This is a genomic window from Bacillus sp. N6 (assembly GCF_052805735.1).
Window position 1 is genome coordinate 4,487,958 of sequence record NZ_CM127843.1, and the last position, 20,127, is coordinate 4,508,084.

At 36.1% G+C, this 20,127-nt stretch carries 25 protein-coding genes; 6 read left to right on the forward strand and 19 right to left on the reverse strand.

Annotation, left to right across the window (positions count from 1 at the left end):
• Positions 1 to 29: 29 nt before the first annotated feature.
• The 6 genes from pfkA to dnaE form a co-directional block, all read right to left on the reverse strand.
• Positions 30 to 989, reverse strand: a complete 960-nt coding sequence (pfkA, locus tag ACUXVC_RS23100; protein WP_000821158.1) for a 6-phosphofructokinase — start codon at positions 987 to 989, stop codon at positions 30 to 32.
• 128 nt (positions 990 to 1,117) lie between these two features.
• On the reverse strand, positions 1,118 to 2,092 hold the full coding sequence (gene accA / locus ACUXVC_RS23105) for an acetyl-CoA carboxylase carboxyl transferase subunit alpha (protein ID WP_000818801.1): 975 nt from the start codon (positions 2,090 to 2,092) through the stop codon (positions 1,118 to 1,120).
• A complete protein-coding gene (gene accD / locus ACUXVC_RS23110) occupies positions 2,080 to 2,949 on the reverse strand; it encodes an acetyl-CoA carboxylase, carboxyltransferase subunit beta (protein ID WP_000942856.1) in 870 nt (289 codons plus the stop codon). Before accD ends, accA begins: the two co-directional genes overlap by 13 nt.
• Positions 2,950 to 3,134: 185 nt before the next feature.
• Positions 3,135 to 3,779, reverse strand: a complete 645-nt coding sequence (locus ACUXVC_RS23115; protein ID WP_000204444.1) for a FadR/GntR family transcriptional regulator — start codon at positions 3,777 to 3,779, stop codon at positions 3,135 to 3,137.
• Positions 3,780 to 3,793: 14 nt separating this feature from the next.
• Positions 3,794 to 5,002 carry an NAD(P)-dependent malic enzyme gene (locus tag ACUXVC_RS23120; RefSeq protein WP_161114790.1) on the reverse strand — a complete coding sequence of 403 codons (1,209 nt, stop codon included), beginning with the start codon at positions 5,000 to 5,002 and terminating at the stop codon, positions 3,794 to 3,796.
• Positions 5,003 to 5,135: 133 nt separating this feature from the next.
• Positions 5,136 to 8,462 (reverse strand): DNA polymerase III subunit alpha, encoded by a 3,327-nt coding sequence (dnaE, locus tag ACUXVC_RS23125; RefSeq protein ID WP_095690148.1) that lies wholly within the window; start codon positions 8,460 to 8,462, stop codon positions 5,136 to 5,138.
• A 42-nt stretch (positions 8,463 to 8,504) separates the two neighbouring features.
• On the opposite strand from dnaE, the gene ACUXVC_RS23130 reads away from it, so the two are divergent.
• Together ACUXVC_RS23130 and ytrI are read left to right on the forward strand one after the other, a co-directional pair.
• Positions 8,505 to 8,918 carry a YtrH family sporulation protein gene (locus ACUXVC_RS23130; RefSeq protein WP_002005839.1) on the forward strand — a complete coding sequence of 138 codons (414 nt, stop codon included), beginning with the start codon at positions 8,505 to 8,507 and terminating at the stop codon, positions 8,916 to 8,918.
• On the forward strand, positions 8,915 to 9,418 hold the full coding sequence (ytrI, locus tag ACUXVC_RS23135) for a sporulation membrane protein YtrI (RefSeq protein WP_001265736.1): 504 nt from the start codon (positions 8,915 to 8,917) through the stop codon (positions 9,416 to 9,418). Before ACUXVC_RS23130 ends, ytrI begins: the two co-directional genes overlap by 4 nt.
• A 51-nt stretch (positions 9,419 to 9,469) precedes the next feature.
• Here the strand turns inward: ytrI and ACUXVC_RS23140 are convergent, their stop codons facing one another.
• The gene (locus ACUXVC_RS23140) at positions 9,470 to 10,402 is read right to left on the reverse strand and encodes a DHH family phosphoesterase (RefSeq protein ID WP_000545129.1); all 933 of its coding nucleotides are present in this window, start codon (positions 10,400 to 10,402) and stop codon (positions 9,470 to 9,472) included.
• A 159-nt stretch (positions 10,403 to 10,561) separates the two neighbouring features.
• Between ACUXVC_RS23140 and ACUXVC_RS23145 the strand changes: the two genes are divergently transcribed.
• Positions 10,562 to 10,867: a YtpI family protein gene (locus ACUXVC_RS23145; RefSeq protein ID WP_001144766.1), complete on the forward strand. Its 306-nt coding sequence runs from the start codon at positions 10,562 to 10,564 to the stop codon at positions 10,865 to 10,867.
• Between the two features lie 7 nt (positions 10,868 to 10,874).
• Here the strand turns inward: ACUXVC_RS23145 and ACUXVC_RS23150 are convergent, their stop codons facing one another.
• The 3 genes from ACUXVC_RS23150 to ACUXVC_RS23160 form a co-directional block, all read right to left on the reverse strand.
• Positions 10,875 to 11,138, reverse strand: a complete 264-nt coding sequence (locus ACUXVC_RS23150; RefSeq protein ID WP_000093046.1) for a DUF3949 domain-containing protein — start codon at positions 11,136 to 11,138, stop codon at positions 10,875 to 10,877.
• Positions 11,139 to 11,211: 73 nt separating this feature from the next.
• On the reverse strand, positions 11,212 to 11,343 hold the full coding sequence (locus ACUXVC_RS23155; protein WP_003271859.1) for a hypothetical protein: 132 nt from the start codon (positions 11,341 to 11,343) through the stop codon (positions 11,212 to 11,214).
• A gap of 4 nt (positions 11,344 to 11,347) precedes the next feature.
• Positions 11,348 to 12,661, reverse strand: coding sequence for a CBS domain-containing protein (locus tag ACUXVC_RS23160; RefSeq protein ID WP_000201579.1), 1,314 nt, complete (start codon positions 12,659 to 12,661; stop codon positions 11,348 to 11,350).
• 244 nt (positions 12,662 to 12,905) lie between these two features.
• On the opposite strand from ACUXVC_RS23160, the gene ACUXVC_RS23165 reads away from it, so the two are divergent.
• Positions 12,906 to 13,067 carry a hypothetical protein gene (locus ACUXVC_RS23165; protein ID WP_000976304.1) on the forward strand — a complete coding sequence of 54 codons (162 nt, stop codon included), beginning with the start codon at positions 12,906 to 12,908 and terminating at the stop codon, positions 13,065 to 13,067.
• 39 nt (positions 13,068 to 13,106) lie between these two features.
• Here ACUXVC_RS23165 and ACUXVC_RS23170 read toward each other — a convergent pair whose 3' ends face one another.
• Positions 13,107 to 13,790, reverse strand: coding sequence for a metal-dependent hydrolase (locus ACUXVC_RS23170; protein ID WP_000868922.1), 684 nt, complete (start codon positions 13,788 to 13,790; stop codon positions 13,107 to 13,109).
• A 149-nt stretch (positions 13,791 to 13,939) separates the two neighbouring features.
• On the opposite strand from ACUXVC_RS23170, the gene pepQ reads away from it, so the two are divergent.
• Entirely contained in the window at positions 13,940 to 15,037 is a 1,098-nt protein-coding gene (gene pepQ / locus ACUXVC_RS23175) for a Xaa-Pro dipeptidase (RefSeq protein WP_098684194.1), read from the forward strand.
• A 29-nt stretch (positions 15,038 to 15,066) separates the two neighbouring features.
• Here pepQ and ACUXVC_RS23180 read toward each other — a convergent pair whose 3' ends face one another.
• On the reverse strand, positions 15,067 to 15,432 hold the full coding sequence (locus tag ACUXVC_RS23180; RefSeq protein WP_089171829.1) for a DUF3221 domain-containing protein: 366 nt from the start codon (positions 15,430 to 15,432) through the stop codon (positions 15,067 to 15,069).
• A gap of 20 nt (positions 15,433 to 15,452) precedes the next feature.
• On the reverse strand, positions 15,453 to 15,827 hold the full coding sequence (locus tag ACUXVC_RS23185) for a hypothetical protein (RefSeq protein WP_000816700.1): 375 nt from the start codon (positions 15,825 to 15,827) through the stop codon (positions 15,453 to 15,455).
• A 94-nt stretch (positions 15,828 to 15,921) separates the two neighbouring features.
• On the opposite strand from ACUXVC_RS23185, the gene ACUXVC_RS23190 reads away from it, so the two are divergent.
• Positions 15,922 to 16,749 carry a DUF2785 domain-containing protein gene (locus tag ACUXVC_RS23190; RefSeq protein WP_071731421.1) on the forward strand — a complete coding sequence of 276 codons (828 nt, stop codon included), beginning with the start codon at positions 15,922 to 15,924 and terminating at the stop codon, positions 16,747 to 16,749.
• A 13-nt stretch (positions 16,750 to 16,762) separates the two neighbouring features.
• Here ACUXVC_RS23190 and ACUXVC_RS23195 read toward each other — a convergent pair whose 3' ends face one another.
• From ACUXVC_RS23195 to ACUXVC_RS23220, 6 genes are all read right to left on the reverse strand, one after another.
• Positions 16,763 to 16,969, reverse strand: coding sequence for a hypothetical protein (locus tag ACUXVC_RS23195; protein WP_001248906.1), 207 nt, complete (start codon positions 16,967 to 16,969; stop codon positions 16,763 to 16,765).
• A 63-nt stretch (positions 16,970 to 17,032) separates the two neighbouring features.
• Complete coding sequence (locus tag ACUXVC_RS23200; protein ID WP_071731420.1) at positions 17,033 to 18,046, reverse strand: anti sigma factor C-terminal domain-containing protein; 1,014 nt, start codon at positions 18,044 to 18,046, stop codon at positions 17,033 to 17,035.
• Positions 18,027 to 18,536, reverse strand: a complete 510-nt coding sequence (locus tag ACUXVC_RS23205) for an RNA polymerase sigma factor (protein WP_071731419.1) — start codon at positions 18,534 to 18,536, stop codon at positions 18,027 to 18,029. The genes ACUXVC_RS23200 and ACUXVC_RS23205 overlap by 20 nt, the downstream gene beginning before the upstream one ends.
• A 121-nt stretch (positions 18,537 to 18,657) precedes the next feature.
• The gene (locus tag ACUXVC_RS23210) at positions 18,658 to 19,002 is read right to left on the reverse strand and encodes a DUF6176 family protein (protein ID WP_001100204.1); all 345 of its coding nucleotides are present in this window, start codon (positions 19,000 to 19,002) and stop codon (positions 18,658 to 18,660) included.
• Positions 19,003 to 19,004: 2 nt separating this feature from the next.
• Positions 19,005 to 19,793, reverse strand: coding sequence for a GNAT family N-acetyltransferase (locus ACUXVC_RS23215; protein WP_144465112.1), 789 nt, complete (start codon positions 19,791 to 19,793; stop codon positions 19,005 to 19,007).
• Entirely contained in the window at positions 19,790 to 20,122 is a 333-nt protein-coding gene (locus ACUXVC_RS23220) for a cupin domain-containing protein (RefSeq protein ID WP_000450933.1), read from the reverse strand. Before ACUXVC_RS23220 ends, ACUXVC_RS23215 begins: the two co-directional genes overlap by 4 nt.
• Positions 20,123 to 20,127: the final 5 nt, after the last annotated feature.

Sequence of the window (20,127 nt, forward strand, 5' to 3'; positions counted from 1 at the left end):
CCGTTCCCAAATATCTGACATTACGCCGATTAGATGGATAATTCTTTAGATAATTGATACATATCTTTATCGATTGTATGCTTTTGAGCTAACGCTTCGATAATATCATGATCAACAAGTTTGTTATCTTGAATACCTACACAACGTCCACCTCTACCAGCAATTAATAATTCAACTGCTCTTGCGCCAAGACGACTTGCTAATACACGGTCTTGTGCACTTGGTGATCCGCCACGTTGTACGTGACCTAATACAGTTACACGAGTATCAAAGTTTGTTGCTTCTTCAATGTGCTTACCGATGTCAATTGCACTTCCAACACCTTCAGCTACAACGATAATACTGTGTTTTTTACCACGTTCACTACCGCGCTTCAGACGAGCGATAACATCATCCATGTCATACTCTTCTTCTGGAATTAAGATTGTTTCTGCACCATCAGCTAAACCAGCCCATAATGCGATATCACCAGCGTGACGTCCCATTACTTCGATAACATATGTACGTTCATGAGATGTAGCTGTGTCACGGATTTTATCAATTGCATCAATAACAGTGTTTAAAGCTGTATCGAAACCAATTGTGAAGTCTGTTCCAGGGATATCATTGTCGATTGTACCTGGTACACCAACACATGGGAATCCTTGTTCAGTTAATTTTTTAGCGCCTTGGTAAGAACCATCTCCACCAATAACAACAAGTCCTTCGATACCATGTTTCTTTAATTGCTCGATACCTTTTAGTCGTACTTCTGGGTCTTTAAACTCAGGACATCTTGCTGTATATAATTTCGTACCACCGCGGTGGATAATATCGCCAACAGAACCAAGTTCTAATTTTTCAATGTGACCAGAAATTAATCCAGCGTATCCATGGTAAATACCATATACTTCAATATCATGGAAAATCGCTTTACGAACAACTGCACGAATGGCAGCATTCATACCAGGTGAATCTCCACCACTTGTTAATACACCAATACGTTTCATTTGTACTCACCTCATAAAGATTATTTGCCTTATAATAAAATAACACGAAAAAATATAAAAACACAATGGAGAAGATGTGTCTTTTCATAATAAAAACGTGCATTCGCGAAGAGGAACGCACGCTTTTCTTATTTTATCCCAATGGAAGCGTTTGAAAACGAAACTTGCCCAATTTTCATATATTTTTCATAACGTTTTTCGATTAATTCATCTTTCGAAATTCCGTTTAATTGTTCAAAAGTTTTTCTAATCATTAAGTCTATATTTTCTGACTGTTTTAAAAGATTACGGTGAGCTCCACCTTTTGCCTCTGGAATAATTTCATCAATTACACCTAATTCTTTCAAATCTGCTGCTGTAATTTTCATTGCTTCTGCAGCTTCCTTTGCTTTTCCTGCATCTTTCCAAAGAATTGCCGCTGCACCCTCTGGTGTAATAACAGAATAAGTGGAATTTTCTAGCATATGAATGTAATCTCCTACTCCAAGACCTAGCGCACCACCACTACCGCCTTCACCGATAACGATACAAATAACTGGTACCGTTAAACCTGCCATCTCAAATAGGTTGCGGGCAATAGCTTCACTTTGTCCACGTTCTTCAGCTGCTTTACCAGGATAAGCTCCCTTCGTATCGATGAAACAAATAATAGGACGATTAAACTTTTCCGCTTGTTTCATGAGACGCAGTGCTTTTCGATATCCTTCTGGATGAGGCATTCCAAAGTTACGGCGAATATTTTCTTTCGTATCTTTTCCGCGCTGATGCCCAATTACAGTTACAGGCATCCCTTTATATTTCGCAATGCCGCCGACAATCGCTGCATCATCGCCAAATAGACGATCTCCATGACATTCGAAAAAATCAGTAAATAAGTGCTCAATATAATCGAGCGTTGTCGGTCGTTCTGCATGACGAGCAATTTGAACACGGTCCCATACTTTTAGATTGCCGTATATATCTTCCTCTAAATTTTCTAGCTTTTCTTCCAAAATACGAATCTCCTCACTGAAGTCCATCTGGCTGTTTTTCGTATAGTCTTTCAGTTCACGAATCTTATTTCTTAGCTCAACAACTGGTTTTTCAAATTCTAGCTCTGCCATACAGCCATTTCCCCTCCTTGATGAACTTCTAAAATCTTGCGAAGCGATTCTCTCATATCATCACGATGCACCACCGCATCTAATTGACCATGATCTAGTAAGAATTCTGCCGTTTGGAAATCTTCCGGTAGTTTCTCACGCACCGTTTGTTCAATTACACGTCTACCAGCAAATCCGATAAGTGCACCTGGTTCTGCAAGATTATAATCACCAAGTGAAGCGAAACTCGCTGAAACCCCGCCCGTCGTTGGGTGAGTCATAACAGAAATAAATAACCCTCCTGCATTACTATGCTTTTTCAAAGCTACGCTTGTTTTTGCCATTTGCATTAAACTTAATATCCCTTCTTGCATACGGGCACCACCCGAAGCAGTAAAGATAATAAATGGAACTTGTAAGTCGTACGCCTTTTCAACCGCACGGGCGATTTTTTCTCCTACTACAGAGCCCATGCTCCCCATTCGAAAACGAGAATCCATTACTGCAACAACAACAAGCATGTCATCAATTGTTCCTTCACCAGTTACAACCGCTTCGTTCAATTCAGTCTTCTTACGATCGCTCTCTAGTTTCTCTTCATAACCTGGAAACTCGAGTGGATTTAATGAAACCATTTCTTTGTCATACTCACGGAATGACCCTTCGTCCAATATACTATCAAGACGTTCCCATGCATTCATAGGATGATGATATCCACAATTCACACATACTTTTAAATTTTTTAGAAGTTCTTTCGTATACATGATTTTTTTACATTCCGGACATTTTGTCATAACGCCATCTGGCACATCTTTTCGTACTTGTTCTGAAGGTATTGCAGCGTACTTTTTCTTTTTCACGAATAAATCTCTTAGCACAATTTGACCCCCTTCGTTGAGAGCTAAGGTTAGCGTAAGAAGAAAATGGGGCTAACACCAAAGTTTGATGTTAGCCTTATCTTCTCAATCTGTCTAATAACCTCACTCTTTACGTTTAACTTTAACCGCTATGCGGTAGAATGTTTGTCATAACGTGTCATGGTCATTTCGACAAATTTTATACATTACGAGTGAAACTGTATATTCTCTACTAATTCATCGTAAATTTTTAGTGCATCATTTTCTTGTTTTTCTTCCAAAGTAGCATAAAGCTTTCTATACATATCGATAGAATCTCTTGAAACTTTACAAGAAAGAGTTGCTACGTAATCATTTACGATCATCCAAATGCGATATAGTAAATAATTATCGACTTGTTCAATAAGTGTTTTAAAGAACGTTTGATGAAGCGTTGGGATTGAGCTTTCATTTTCTTCAAGTACTTGGTGTAATCTACTTAGTACTTTAGAAAACGTTTCTTTCGGTAAATTACATACAATTCGAATCATATCTTTCTCAAGCAATCGTTTTGTTTGTAATAAATCACGAATTGTTTTCTCATCTTGCAGTAAGAACGGAGCAATTAATTGTACAAGACCGTTATCATAAAAGTTTCGAATAAACGTCCCTTCACCACGTCTCGTTTCAATCAATCCTACCAGTTCTAAAGCACGCAATGCTTCTCTTACAGAGGAACGTCCTACGTTTAAACGTGAACTTAACTCGCGCTCAGACGGCAAACGATCCCCCGCTACCAATCCATCCTCTTCCATAATGGAACGAATTTTTTTTACAATTTCGAGATATACTTTTGTATTTGATGATGTCAATGGAAATTCCTCGCTTATTCTTTACCAATCAGCGCTAATTGTTTTGTTTTTTCAGCGATCTCATTTGGATCTACTTGACGGCGAGCTACTCCTGTCTCCATTGCTGCTTTTGCAACGTAAGCCGCTACTTGAGGCGCTACACGCGCGTCAAATGGTGCCGGAATGATATAGTCTGCATTTAACTCGTCTTCTGCTACAAGCTCAGCAATAGCCTGTACAGCTGCCATCTTCATTTCTTCGTTAATTTGTGTCGCATGTACGTCAAGTGCACCGCGGAAAATACCAGGGAACGCCAGTACATTATTTACTTGGTTCGGGAAGTCAGAACGACCTGTTCCAACAACAGCTGCGCCCGCTGCTTTTGCCAATTCTGGCATAATTTCTGGAACTGGATTTGCCATTGCAAAAATAATCGCATTGTCATTCATTGTACGAACCATCTCTTCCGTTAATGCACCTTCTGCAGATACACCAATGAATACGTCCGCACCTTGTACAACATCAGCTAAAGAACCTTCTATACGATTCTTATTTGTATATTTTGCAACTTCATCCTTCACCGGATTCATACCTGTAGGACGACCATCATAGATTGCCCCTTTACGGTCACACATAATAATGTCGCGTACACCATAGCGATATAAAAGTTTAATAATTGCAATACCTGCTGCACCTGCGCCATTTGCGACAACTTTAATGTCAGACATTTTCTTTCCAACTAATTTCAGTGCATTTACAAGACCTGCTACTGTTACGATAGCTGTTCCGTGTTGATCATCATGGAAGATAGGAATATTTGTTTCTTTTTTCAAACGCTCTTCAATAATGAAGCAGTTTGGTGCTGCGATATCTTCTAAGTTAACGCCGCCAAAAGTTGGCTCCATTAATTTTACAGTTTCAACAATTTTATCTACATCGTTTGTATTTAAGGCAATCGGGAATGCATCTACACCAGCAAAGCTCTTGAATAATACAGCTTTACCTTCCATTACTGGAAGAGATGCTTCAGGTCCAATGTTACCAAGACCAAGTACAGCTGTTCCGTCTGTCACAACTGCTACCATATTTCCCTTCATCGTATATTCATATACCTTACTTTTATCGTCATAAATTTCTTTACAAGGTTCTGCAACCCCTGGAGAATATGCAAGACTTAAATCTTTTGCATTTTCTACTTTTACTTTTGATACAGTTTCTAATTTTCCTTGATGCACTTTATGCATGTGAAGTGCTTCTTCACGAAGTGTTGACAAACTATCCACTCTCCTCAAATTATTCTTGCTGATATCAATTTCTCCAAGTGGTCTGACCACGAACACTACTACTATAATAATCGAAGTGTAGGGAAATTGTCCATTATATTTTCACAACTACATTTTCTTCCCCGACAATTTCACGAAGTGCTCCTAAACATTCTTCACTTGGATGAATCGATAAACTTCGAGATAATTGTACCATTTTATGTTCCTTTTCATAATAAATTAGTACTTTCGCAAAACCTGAATAGTCGAACAATATTTTCGTAACCTGATTTAAAAGCTTTTTCTCATACTGAGACGGCAATTTCACGTAAACAGATGCGTCTTTCTTTTCTTTATAAACATCCATTTCCTCTAGCGGATATAGTCCATTTACAATCCATTGCAGCTTATGATTTCTTAGCTCAATCATGCCGTCAACTAAAACAATTGCTCCTTCTTGTAACTTATCCGAGAAATGTATATATGTTTCCGGGAAGAGGACCGCTTCCATTTCATCATTTTGATCACAAAATGTAATAAATGCCATCTTTTGAAACTTTTTCGTACGAATCACTCTCACACTTGTTATATACACAATAGCTCTTTGTACTTTTTTCTTGTGTCGCATCGCCTGAGCGAGAGATGGAATTTCTAATTCTTTTGCTAACTTTACATACTGCGCAGTCGGATAACTTGATAAATAAAAGCCAAGTGCTTCTTTCTCTTTATTTAGTTGTTCAATAAAAGATAGCTCTTCTCCTTGTACGTATTTTGATTTTGGAACAGCATCTCCTAAATCACGCGCGAGATTTGCGTACTCCAACGCCCCTTTAAGACTTTTCCATAAATTTGTTCTCGAAACACCAAAATCATCAAAACATCCCGACCAGACGAAAGCTTCTAAATTGCGCTCTGTTACAAACTTGGACGGCATACGGAGACAAAATTCAAATAAATCTTCGAACATTTTTTTCTCTCGTTCTTCTAATAATGCCGTCACTGTAGCCATTCCAATATTTCGAATCGAAAGTAAACTGTAACGTATCGCATTCCCCTCTATTTGGAAGTTGTAACCACTTTTTTGAAGAGACGGCGGCAAAACATGAAAACCCTTTCGCTTCGTTTCTCGTATATACTGTACAATTTTATCTTCATTTCCAATTGCACTTGATAATAGTGCCGTCATAAATTCCAGCGTATAGTTCGCTTTTAAGTAGGCAAGCTGATATCCGATCATACTGTAAGCTACAGCGTGACTTCGGTTAAAACCGTAATTCGCAAATCTTACAATTAAATCATAAATTTTCTCAGCAGACGTCTCATCGTAACCGTTTTGCAAACAACCTTGGACAAAATGCTTACGTTCCTGATCTAAAATATCACGATTCTTTTTACTCACTGCACGGCGCAATAAATCTGCTTCACCAAGCGAAAACCCTGCTAACTTCGATGCAATTTGCATAATTTGTTCTTGGTATACAATGACGCCGTATGTTCTTTCTAAAATTGGCTTTAAATCCGGATGTAAATATGCAATTTTTCTTTTTCCATGTTTCGATTCAATAAAGGTCGGTATCTGTTCCATCGGTCCCGGTCTGTATAATGAGTTAACAGCTACGATATCTTCAAACTCATTCGGTTTTAACCCGCGAAGTACATTTCGCATACCACCTGACTCAAGCTGGAATACACCTGTTGTATCCCCTCTCCCTAATAATTGGAACGTCTTTTCATCTTGAAGAGGTAAGTTTCTTATATCGATTTCTTTCCCTGTTTTGTTCGCGATAAATTTTATAATATTTTCAAGTAACGTTAAATTACGTAATCCTAAAAAGTCCATCTTAAGCAACCCAAGTTCTTCTAGCGCATCGGCTGGATATTGCGTAACATAAACATCGTTATGTCCTTCTTGAATTGCTACACTGCCTGTTAGCGGTTCTTGACTCATAATAACGCCAGCCGCATGAATAGACGTATGACGTGGTAAACCTTCTACACGTTTTGCGATTTCAAACACACGCTCATGCAGAAGATTCCCTTGTATAAACTCACGAAGTGATTGTGATTCTTCATATGCATCTTTTAACGTTATACCAAGCTTTGATGGGATAAGTTTTGAAAATATATCAATATCTCGCGGCGGAAGCCCCATTACGCGGGCAATGTCTCTAATTGCCGCTTTTGCTGCAAGCGTACCAAACGTTACAATTTGCGCAACACGGAGCTGACCGTATTTATCTTTCACATAGCGAATCATCTCATCACGTCTTACGTCTGGAAAATCAATATCAATATCGGGAAGCGTCACACGTTCAGGATTTAAAAACCTTTCAAATAATAGATCGTATTCAATCGGATCAATATCTGTAATTTCTAATACGTATGAGACGAGTGAACCAGCTGCCGATCCACGACCTGGTCCTGTTAAAATATGATTTTCATGTGCATACTTCATAAAATCCCATACGATGAGGAAATAATCACTAAATCCCATACGAGAAATAACATTTAATTCATGATTTAAACGCTTTATATGCACTTCTTTCGGCGCACCATATCGTTTCCGCAAACCTTCTTCACAAACACGACGCAAGTATATATCACTCGTTTCATTAGACGAAACAGGAAACTTCGGAAGTTGATTTACATGGAACGGTATTTCTACTTGGCAACGCTCTGCAATTTTCATTGTATTTTGGATTGCTTCCGGCGCATGGGAAAATAGTGCTTCCATTTCATCCGATGACTTTAAATAATATTGATCTGTTTTCAGCCTCGGCCTATCTGGATCAGTCATTTTCGTTCCACTTTCAACAGATAGTAAACATTCGTGAACAAGTGCGTCACTTTGATTGATATAGCGCACATCGTTTGTTGCAACGACTGGAATATTAACCCTACTAATAAATTCAGGTAGTTTCTCTTGTAAAAGCAACTCATCTTGAATCGCATGATGCTGCAAACTCATATAAAAATGGCCGAACATATTTTGATATGTGCGAGCTACTTCTTCAGCCTGACTCTCATTGTCTTCTAGTAATAATTGCTCAATTTCGCCATCTTTACCTGGTGAAATAGCAATTAATCCTTTCGCATAATGCGCAAGCCACTTCTTAGGAATACCTTCTTTGGATTTTGTCATAATACTGCTAGAAATCTTTAATAAATTTTGGTAGCCTATTTCATTCTCAGCAAGTAATACAAGCGGATAAGACCTTTCTTCTTCTTCACTAAAAATAGAAGCGGTTAATCCAATAACAGGCTGTATACCATGTTTCTTACATGCTTTATAAAACGGAATAACGCCATACATAACATTTTCATCCGTAATAGCCAGCGATGAAAAACCAAGTTCTTTCGCCCTGACTACAAGCTCATCAATTTTACAAGCACTTTTTAATAAACTAAAAACGGTTTGACATTGTAAATGCACAAACTTCACTGTTGTACCCTCTCTTTACCTATTTGACTACTTTTATTATAGGTGATGAGGAAAGCGGAAATCAAAACATACTTCTTATACTTTGTCCATATATATGAAGAAGAAAGGGGAATGACGATGGATGTAAGAGAACATACTTTTTTCTCTCTGCTTATTATTAGTTATTTTATTGCCTTTGGGGTTATACTTGGCGGTTCATTAATTGGTGGATTTGGTGCGTTTCTTATCGGAAAACCAGCTCTAACTTACATTAATCAATTCGCCCAAAATTTAAGAATTTGGGCACTCGTTGCAGCAATCGGTGGAACATTCGATACCTTTTATAGCTTTGAAAGAAGTTTCTTTGGCGGAGATATGAAAGATATCGTAAAACAAATTCTCCTTATTTTTTTCGCAACTGGTGGTATGCAAACAGGTCTCATTATTATTAAATGGCTAACGCAGGAACATGTATGAGAGTACCAAGTGCCAATACAGCAAAAAGATGGTACTTAGTATTAGCTGGTGCTGCTGTTGGAGGCGTGTTGAGCTGGTTTATTTTTTTGTACATATACGGTGTTTTTCAAGAAGAACAAGCTAGTAAAATAGCAGAACAAAGAGAAATTATAGAAAAACAAGAAGCAAAACTCCACGTCCTTCTCGAAGATCAAGAAAAATTGAACACTGAAAATAAACGGCTCTTAACCATTCAAGAGATTAAAATAAAACTTATCAATCGAGAAAAATACGATTTAGACAATCTTACACTCGAAAATATGACTACATCTATCCATAATGATCTCCAGCATCTTTTAACGAAAAACATTCAAAGTATCGCAAAAAATAAAGACCTACTCAAAAAGGTAATCGAAAACAAAACGTACAAACATTACGATCGACTATACCGTTTTAAAGTCGATACAATATCTTTTGATACAGTGCTTGAAATTAGCATTACTATAGAAAAGGAAAAATAAAGAAGGAGGGCTTTAGCGCCGCTCCTTCTTTTCGTTCTAACATATAGTCCCTTATTTACAAATCTCACGTAAATCAGCAAAAAGACGATCCGCTTCTTCCCAAGAAGATGCCTTGGCACCAGAAGCCATCGGATGTCCTCCGCCGTTATATTGCATTGCCAATTTGTTTATAACTGGTCCTTTTGAACGAAGACGAACACGAATTACGTCGTCTTCCTCTAAAAATAGAACCCACGCCTTTAATCCATCAATATTGCCAAGCGCTCCAACAACACCAGATGCTTCAGAAGGAAGTACATCAAATTCTTCTAATACTTCTTTCGTTAATTTAATGTAAGCTGCTCCTTCTTCTACCATTGTAAAGTTTTGTAAAATATAACCGTTTAAACGAGCAATTTTTTCTTTTGTCTTATACATTTCATTGTATAAATCTGTGAATTTCACACCCATGTCAACAAGCTCACTTACGTAACGAAGTGTTTTTGCTGTCGTATTTGGGAATAAGAAACGACCTGTATCTCCAACAATTCCTGCTAAAATAAGGCGAGCTGCTTCTTTTGTTATTTTTAATCCTTTATCTTTTCCATAGTTATAAAACTCATAAATCATTTCACTTGTCGAACTCGCTGTCGTATCTACCCACGTAATATCTCCATATGGATCTTCATTTGGATGATGATCAATTTTAATTAACATCTTCCCTTTTGTATAGCGTTGATCATCAACACGTTCTTGATTCGCAGTATCACAAACAATAACAAGCGCATTTTCGTATACACTATCTTCAATATCATCCATTACTCGTAAGTATGCTAACGACGGTTCATTGTACCCAACCGTATAAATATTTTTCTCTGGAAATGATTCTTTTAGAATTGTACCAAGGCCACCCTGTGAACCTAATGCATCTGGATCCGGACGCACGTGGCGATGAATAATAATTGTATCAAACTCTTTAATTGCTCCTAAAATTTGCTCATGCATATGTATAATCTCCTTTTTAATCAACTTCTTCACTTTATCTCTCATTATAACGGAAAGTATTTCATACATGCGAACAATTGCTTTATAATAAAAGTTAGAAAGTTTAGATATTTCTTTTTTCTCCACTATTTTTTTCATAAAACGATGGGAGTGTTCATTATGCCAGTATTAGTCTTCTGTATTATCGTCTCATTTATGTTGTATCTCTTCTACAAAACAAAATACTTTCGTACAAACCGCCCAATGGAGAAAGGTTGGCTCTCTGGAAAATCCGCAATGGCACTCGGTTCATTCGTCTTATTCTTCGGGATAAACCAATTCTTTTTAGAACTTTCAACCGCTCGTATTATCGTTGGTATCTTATTCGTTCTATTTGGTAGTGCAAGTGTATTTAATGGATTTCGCCAATACAAACATTTCTTACCATTAGCAGTTAAAGAAGCAGAAGTCTATGAAACAACGTAAAAAAGCATCAAAATTGTGATGCTTTTTTACGTCCTCTAACTTTTAAAATCATATATGCGACAAACGCAGATGGTATATTAAATGGGTTACCTTGTACGTGAAAATGTAATTGTTCTTCTCCAAAAGACATTTTTTCATATAGCTCTCGCTGAGATAATCCTGTCTTTTCCTTTTTTTCATGTAAACCTTGTAAATATAAATATTGGATCGGTATCATTACAAGAAAGTAAAATAGTGCGATACTACCAAAAAAGAGTACGGCTGACGACATAATGTATACCACCTTCCATAAATCCATTTTCTTACAATATAATCATAACACAATATACAACCAAATTGAATTACTATTCTGTCTTTTCTTGCGTTACTTTTCCACTCCACCCCATACATATTTCACTAAAACTCTCATCTAAAATCATGCCTTTCAAATTTAAAACAACAAAAAAGATGGAACAAATCAAAACGATTTGTTCCATCTTTTTATTTATCGATTAACTGCACCATAAGTAATGCTTTTCCAACAACATTACCTTCATGATGCACTTCTACATCAACCTTACCAAATTTACGTCCAATTTCTAATACTTTCGGATGAACGGATACAACATTATCAATTTGAACTGGTTTTACGAAATAAATCGTTAAGTTTTCAACAATTAAATCGCTTTTCTTTTGCGCACGAATGACGCGATTTGTCGCTTCTGTTACAATTGTTGCAAATACACCGTACGATAACGTTCCGATTGAGTTCGTCATTTGCGGCGTCACTGAAAATTGATATAGATGCTCATTTTTCGCTTCTTTTGGCGTCATAAATTGATTCGTTACAATATCATCAATTGTTTCTCCAACTTGTGGCTGACGTTGAATCATTTGCAGTGCCTGAAGTACATCTTGACGGCTAATGATACCTTGCAGTTTATTTCCTTCCTCAACGACAGGAAGTAATTCAATTCCTTCCCACACCATCATACGTGCCGCAGCTGCGACAGACATTTTACCATTCACTGTAATTGGGTGTTTTGTCATTACTTTATCAATTGGTGTTTCTTTCGCTACACCGATCATATCTTTTGAAGTTACGATTCCTAGCACTTTTTTATTTTCATCGACAATTGGATATCTTCCGTGCATTGTCTCTTCATTATATGCATGCCATTGCTGTACTGTATCATGTGGCTTTAAATATAACGTTTCTTCAATTGGTGTTAAAATATCCTCAACAAGTACAATTTCTTTCTTAATCAGTTGATCATAAATTGCACGGTTAATTAACGTTGCGACCGTAAATGTATCGTAGCTACTTGAAATAATCGGCAGCTTTAATTCGTCTGCTAATTTCTTCACATGATCTTCCGTATCAAATCCACCCGTAATTAATACAGCGGCTCCAGTTTCTAGCGCTAATTGATGTGCATTCGTACGGTTACCAATAATGAGTAAATTCCCAGCTTCTGTATAGCGCATCATCGCTTCTAATTTCATAGCTCCGATTACGAATTTATTTAATGTTTTATGTAGTCCTTCTCTGCCCCCAAGTACTTGACCGTCGACAATGTTAACGACTTCTGCATATGTCAGTTTTTCGATATTCTCTTTCTTCTTTTGTTCAATTCGAATTGTTCCGACACGTTCAATTGTACTAACATATCCTTTATTTTCTGCATCTTTAATTGCACGGTAAGCTGTCCCTTCACTTACACTCAAATCTTTCGCAATTTGTCTTACAGAAATTTTATGGCCTACTGGCAGGCTATTAATATGTTCTAAAATTTGGTTATGCTTGGTAGCCAAATGGTTTCACCATACTTTCTTTTCCCTAAATTCTTCATGTGTTGTACTTTCAGTATACTATATTTTCAAAACTGTTACACTCTCTCTTTGCATACCTGTACTATTTTTTTTATAACAAAATGACTCTTACATTCCACCAGTCATTCTATGACAACAATGTAATGCTTTTGTCATCTCATTCGATAGTTCGCCCACTTGATTCCCTATACAATGAAGACAAGAAATAAAACAAAGGAGCGAACACATGATGAAAAAACTTTTAGAGGTTGTAGGTGCTGTATTTTTAGCTTTCGTAGATGGGAAAAAAGTTGCAATGGAATTGAATGAAACACCTGAACAACCACGTACCAAAAGAAAAGAATCACCAAAACAAATACAAGCATTAAAAGCTGTCCTACACACGTAAAAACCCTTCACTTTTCTTTTCAAATGAAGGGTTTCTTTTCTATAGTGTAATACTTTCTCCAGCTTCTAATACTTTCCCTGTACAATTTTGTAGCTTTTCTACAAATTGATATGGATCTTGTTCAATAACTGGGAACGTATTGTAATGCATCGGTACAACAGTTTTCGCATTAATCCATTTTGCCGCTAGTACAGCATCTTCTGGTCCCATTGTGAAATTATCACCAATTGGTAAAAATGCTAGATCAACTTTATTTAATTCCCCAATTAACTTCATATCAGAGAATAGTGCAGTATCTCCTGCGTGGTACACTGTTTTCTCTTCTGCTGTAAATAAAATACCTGCTGGCATACCTGTATATGTAATCGTCTTATTTGCTTCATCAATATAACTAGAGCCGTGGAATGCTTGTGTAAACTTCACTTTTCCGAAGTCAAATTCATGTGAACCACCAATATGCATCGGATGTGTATTTACACCTTGCCAACTTAAAAATGTTGCTAGTTCAAATGGCGCTACAACAACTGCATTATTTTTCTTCGCAAGTTCTACTGTATCTCCAACATGATCACCGTGTCCATGCGATAAAAGGATTGCATCCACTTTTACATCTTCAGCTTTTAAATCTGTTTTCGGATTACCTGTTAAAAACGGGTCAATTAAAATAACTTTTCCATTCGCCTCAATTTTCACAACTGAATGTCCATGATAAGATACTTTCATTATTACATTCCTCCCCTATTCACATTCTCACTTTTTATTCTACATGATTTTTCAATTCCCTGTCTTTTCTAACATCTATTTACTTGTCATAACGCTTTCTTCCGAGTTAAAGTTATATTTGTAATTAAATATCTCGGGGGTGCCAATCGATGAATGCTAGATTAGAAAATTTAATGCAATGGCTAAAAGAAAAAAACGTAGAAGCTGCGTTCTTAACTTCTACACCGAACGTCTTCTACATGACGAACTTCCACTGTGAACCGCATGAAAGATTACTTGGTATGTTTGTATTCCAAGAAAAAGAACCTATTTTAATTTGTCCTAAAATGGAAGAAGGTCAAGCACGTAACGCTGGCTGGGCACATGAAATTATCGGATTTACTGATACTGACAGACCATGGGATATGATTGCAAAAGCAATTAAAGACCGCGGCATCAATGCAAATGCAGTTGCAATTGAAAAAGAACATTTAAACGTAGAGCGCTACGAAGAATTAACGAAATTATTCCCAAATGCAGCTTTCAAATCAGCTGAGGAGAAAGTTCGCGAACTTCGTTTAATTAAAGATGAAAAAGAACTTTCTATTTTACGCGAAGCAGCTAAAATGGCGGACTACGCTGTTGAAGTTGGTGTAAATGCAATTAAAGAAAACCGTAGCGAGCTAGAAGTATTAGCAATTATTGAACACGAATTAAAAACAAAAGGCATACATAAGATGTCATTTGATACGATGGTATTAGCGGGTGCAAACTCTGCTCTTCCACACGGTATTCCTGGCGCAAACAAAATGAAGCGCGGTGATTTCGTACTATTTGATTTAGGTGTAATCATTGAAGGTTATTGCTCTGATATTACACGTACAGTAGCATTCGGTGAGATTTCTGAAGAGCAAACTCACATTTACAACACTGTACTTGCTGGACAACTACAAGCAGTTGAAGCATGTAAACCAGGTGTTACACTTGGCGCAATCGATAACGCTGCTCGTTCTGTTATCGCAGATGCAGGTTACGGAGACTTCTTCCCGCACCGACTTGGTCATGGACTTGGAATTAGCGTACACGAATATCCAGATGTAAAAGCTGGTAACGAGTCTCCATTAAAAGAAGGTATGGTCTTCACAATCGAACCTGGTATTTACGTACCAAACGTAGGTGGCGTTCGTATTGAAGATGATATTTACATTACAAAAGACGGATCAGAAATTTTAACGAAATTCCCGAAAGAATTACAATTTGTAAAATAATAAAAAGGCAGCGTGAATGCTGCCTTTTTTTATTCCTCTACTATTTCAAATTTCTCTACAATCATTCTTGCTGGATAGCTTTCAAGTATTTGAGAAAACCATACTTTTATTTTATCCCCTGTTTTTAACTGTTTACATGCGTCTTTGTCCTTAAAGCTCAAGACTATATGTGATGGATGCTCTTTATTCATTTGTTGTTCTATATAATTTTGCAACTCTACTTTTGTTTCAAACGTTTTATCATCGGCAAAAAATACCGTGTCATTTCTTAATATGATATACCCTTCTTTAGGGACTTCTTTTACCGTTACCTGCTCTACTTGTTTTGTAGTACAAGCTGATAATATGACTAGAAATACACTTAAAAACATAACAATTTTCACATGCCTATTCATTTTTAACTCCTTACTTTAGGCTATTTCAAATTTAACACCATCTTCTCCTCATACTTATCATCCCATTTAATTACAACTTCTATCGGTTCATCTTTAGATAGAGGTGCACAACTTACACAAGAAGATTTTATTTCAACCCTTGCTCCTTTATGAACTTCTGACGTTTGTGTCATTGTACTAAAGGCTCCATTAATAGCAATCTCTAAGTTTTTAAATTCTGTCTTTCCATCCCCACCCTTATATTGAAACGTAAACATTCCATCTTCACTGTCATCCTTAATATGCCCTTTATATTGTCCAGTCCAACTTTTGCTCTCGCTAGAAAAATTAACATACGAAATGGAACAGCTTCCTAAAAAGAAAATACTAATAAAAAAGAATAATGCTCTCTTCATAATGCCCTCTCCATTCAAATGCACTTATTTATTGTCTATTTCTTCCTCTTATTATATTATAAAAATACAGAATTTTCTAAAACAGGAGGTTTATATGTTACAACAACAGTTAGAAAAAATTCGTAATAATAATTACATCATAGATAACACACTTCATATTGATTCTTTAAGTTCCAGTATGCTTGAACATATCGGTGTTACTGATAACTACTTAAGGGACAAACTCATCTACTCTACTTTTTATCATCTCATCAAAAATCGCTATCTTTCACACACACAATTACAGAAACTATTATTAGAAAGCATCGGTGAAAAATATTTATTGTATAAGATTCATTCAGATGATGAAGATGCTGTATTTACTCGTGCATTTACAACCTTATTAATTGCGCTCATTATAGATGCAGATACAACTCATAATTTCTTATCACAGAATGATATTTTAACTGTAAAAGATCAATTAATTCTATATATGAACAATGAACATGATTTCCGCGGATATGTGCAAGACCACGGATGGGCACATAGTATCGCACATGCTTCCGATACATTTGAGGCGCTTGTTCATAGTCCTAAACTAGAAACTTTACATTACGAAGAGATATTAAAAACTTTGTTAAACAAAGTTTTTGTCCATTCTATTTACTATAAATACGAAGAAGACGAGCGTCTCGTTTATCCGATTGTCGCAATGCTGCAAAATGGTCTGAAAGAAGAAATACTCATATTAGCCCTTCGTGACTTAGTAGCTCAATTACCGGTCCAAAAACAAGCACTACCTATTGAATCGTACGAGTTTTTATATGGAAATACAAAATCTTTCTTACGTAGCTTATTTTTCAGACTACGCACACTTTCTATATGTGAAGAAACCGAATTCGAAATTGAAAAATTGCTACAAGAGCTTCCAAAATATTATTAAAAAAGAAGGCCACTCAAAAAGTGCCTTCTTCTATTTCACTAATATTTAATTGAAATTTCACGATCCAAACTGAGAAAAGGTGGACAAGAAGCGCAAACGTCATACATGCTCCACTTAAAAAAGTTAGTATAGGATGCGAATACACGTGCCCCAACCCATAGGATATCGCCACGAAAAACATTGTTATGTAAATATAAATTGCTCCATGTATTTGCCTCATATAAACCTCCTTTTCCCATATTATAACATAAATTTTCTGATTATTCACATTAATTACTTGTAATCAATATTTCTCAACTGTTACACCTCTTACAGCAGCCTTAATATACGGTGACCCTTGTAAACTTTGTAAATCCTCTGTTTTTCCTGTTACGACTATACCGTATATTGGTAGGTCTTTTGGTTTGGTGTTTTTTATTTCTTTATAATATTGTTCAAAATAATCACTTGGTATACCTTCACTATTTTTTGTTAAATACTTCATTTGGTACAGAAACTCTTTTGAGTTTATTGTTAAATCGTTTTTCACATCTTCTTTTACTTTTGCATAACTTCCTTCAAATCCAAAAACATTTCTAGCCATTTCCGCATTTAATACTGCGCCATTTTTAGGATCTTTTAACCCTACATAAGAATCACTTTTCTTTTCATTATATGTATCTACCCAAAACCAAACTGGCTGTACACTTTTCGGAAGCATCTCAATAATTTGTTCAGCTGTATAAGATTTATCAAAAGATAGGGCTACTTCTGCAACTTTATTTTGCAAATCTCCAATATTTTTCAGGTCATCCACATAATTTTTATAAGTAACGAAAGGTAAATAAAACCTCATTTCCCTCTGCATTGTTTGCACATTATAATCTGGTATCGTAACAGCCTCTTCACCCCTTTTTTCCTCATCTAGACTAACAAGTTCACCATTGTAATGCTTCATACTATAACTCCATATACCAGATTCGTATATATCATTTACCCATTTCACTGGTTGACCAGCTATATTTTTATAAGAGTTATATATTACTGTACTTCCTGTCATACCAAGACTTAAATACATGCTTCCGCTGAAACGGATATTAGGCCCTTGAACCATATGTAGTGCATTCATTTCTCTTTCCATTTTTCTAAATGTTTGCTGAGAAAAGTAAGTTGCACCCAAAAACAAAGTTACTATAACCATAATGGACGCACAAATAGAAATAAGCCAGTTTCTCCAAAACTGCTTCCTCTTCGCTCTCTTCATCAAAGTCTTCATCTGCTTATCATTCATATTCAAATCAAAGTCCTTCCGACTCATCATTTCTCCTCCTATACAGTTTCTTAAATTGATTTCTTGCACGGTACAAGCTTGTTTTTACTGTATCTTCTTTCATACTTAATAAAATGGCAATTTCCTTATAAGATAGTTCATACTCATATTTCAACAGTAAAATATGACGATAATCCTCCGTCATCGTCTCCAATATTTCTTGTACTTCTCCTTGTAACTCCCTTGTTAAAAGCACTTCATCTAATGACTTTTGCCCAATAAGAACGACTGATTCAATTGCGATTGGATTTAGTCTTTTTTCTTTCCGGTGCAAATCTCGGTGCTGGTTGATTGCAACTCTAAATAGCCACGGTGCTAAATGTCCTAACGGTATTTCCTCCATAAGCAATAAAGCTTTATACAACGTATCTTGCACAATATCTTCTGCTTCTTTTCTATCTGCTCCAATCTTAATCAAGTATCCAAAGACAGCTTTTGATTTCTCTACTAATAACGATTCAAACGTATCATGACTCATTCGGCTCTCCTCTCTATATACTCAACGTTTGAGAGCGTAAAATGTATACAGCTTTTCTAAAAAAAAATTCCATAATAAAAAGCACATCCATTTTGATGCGCTTCTCTGAAATACTATTCTATTATTTCATCGCTTCCTTCACAACATCTTGAATCATAACAACTTCTGTTTTCATATCAATAGACGGTGCTTCTTCATCGATACATTCATACCAAAATGCTAAGTGCTTTTTATCAATTTCATGATGCGAATTTTCGACAAAAATACCACCTTCTCCTTGCACAGAATACCAATATAAGTACTCTTCTCCATCTCTTATTTCCCGGAAAATTGTCTCAACGTACATTTTTTCGTCGTTTAATGTCAAAAGCACTTCTTTCAAATTGTCATTAAGAAGCTGCATCCATTCATCTACTCGATGACTCTTACCAGGCTTAACTTTAAATCTTGTTAATTCTACATTCATTTTTATTCCCCCATTTTCTTACGTACAAACAAACTATATTCTATTGGATGATAAAAACTTAATTTACTAGCTAATTTTCGCGAAGGAATATTGTCTACATAACAATCCCAGCTCGGTATAATGTCATTTTGCATGCAATGTTCAATGAACCTTGTTGCAACAGCTTGAGCTAATCCTTTCCCTTGATGCGCTTCATGTGTTGCAATATCTATTTCAGCAAAACCATTCCCGCTAAATATTGAGACACATTCAGCTACAATTATCCCATCTTGTTCTATACAAAATCCAAAACCACTGTTCAAAAACGTTTCTTTTGATCCCCAATACTCTTTGTAGTACTCCTCTTTAAATTCACTGCTGCGCTCTATATCTCTTCTATCAATACGCTTCACTTCATATGTATTTTTGTTAAAATCTCGTTGACTCTCTTCAAAGGTTACGCTTTGAAATTTCATTCGCGGAATGTCCCGAAGTACATTACTAAAACGCTCTTCTATCATCATTTCCCACTCTTCACTCGAAGTGAACAGTGTAAATCTCTTCTCTGTTTTTTCAATAGCCGTTTTTAAATATGAAAATAACTCTTCGTTATAATTTTGATCATCCGTATCACCAAATAAATAATAGATACCGTTAGCTGTAATAATTAATCCTGCTGTTAATTGCCCGTTTATAAAAACCTCGCCATCTATCATTTGATCACATACCGCATAAGCAAACGTCGTCGTTCTTGTATTACCTTCTAAAACCGGAAGAACTTTTCTATAATCGGCTACAGATATTTTTTTCATAATTGCTCCACTTTAATCGTATCAGCCTCTATATGTTCAAAACAAAGATTTACCGTTCTCTTTAATGCTCTCGTTCTATGAATCGTACATGCTGGAATTAAAATAGAATCATTTGGCTTTAAAACCGCTGTTTCTCCATCTTCAAAATCAATAAGTAATTCTCCCTCTAGCACAATAAATAATTCATCCGAATTAGAATGATAGTGCCAATCATATTCACCAGTAAATACAGCGATTCGTAAACAATGACTGTTTATATTTGAAACGACGAAGTTTTTATGTTGATCTTGAATGTCTTTTGTTAATTCTATTAAGTTCACAGTTTCCATATTTC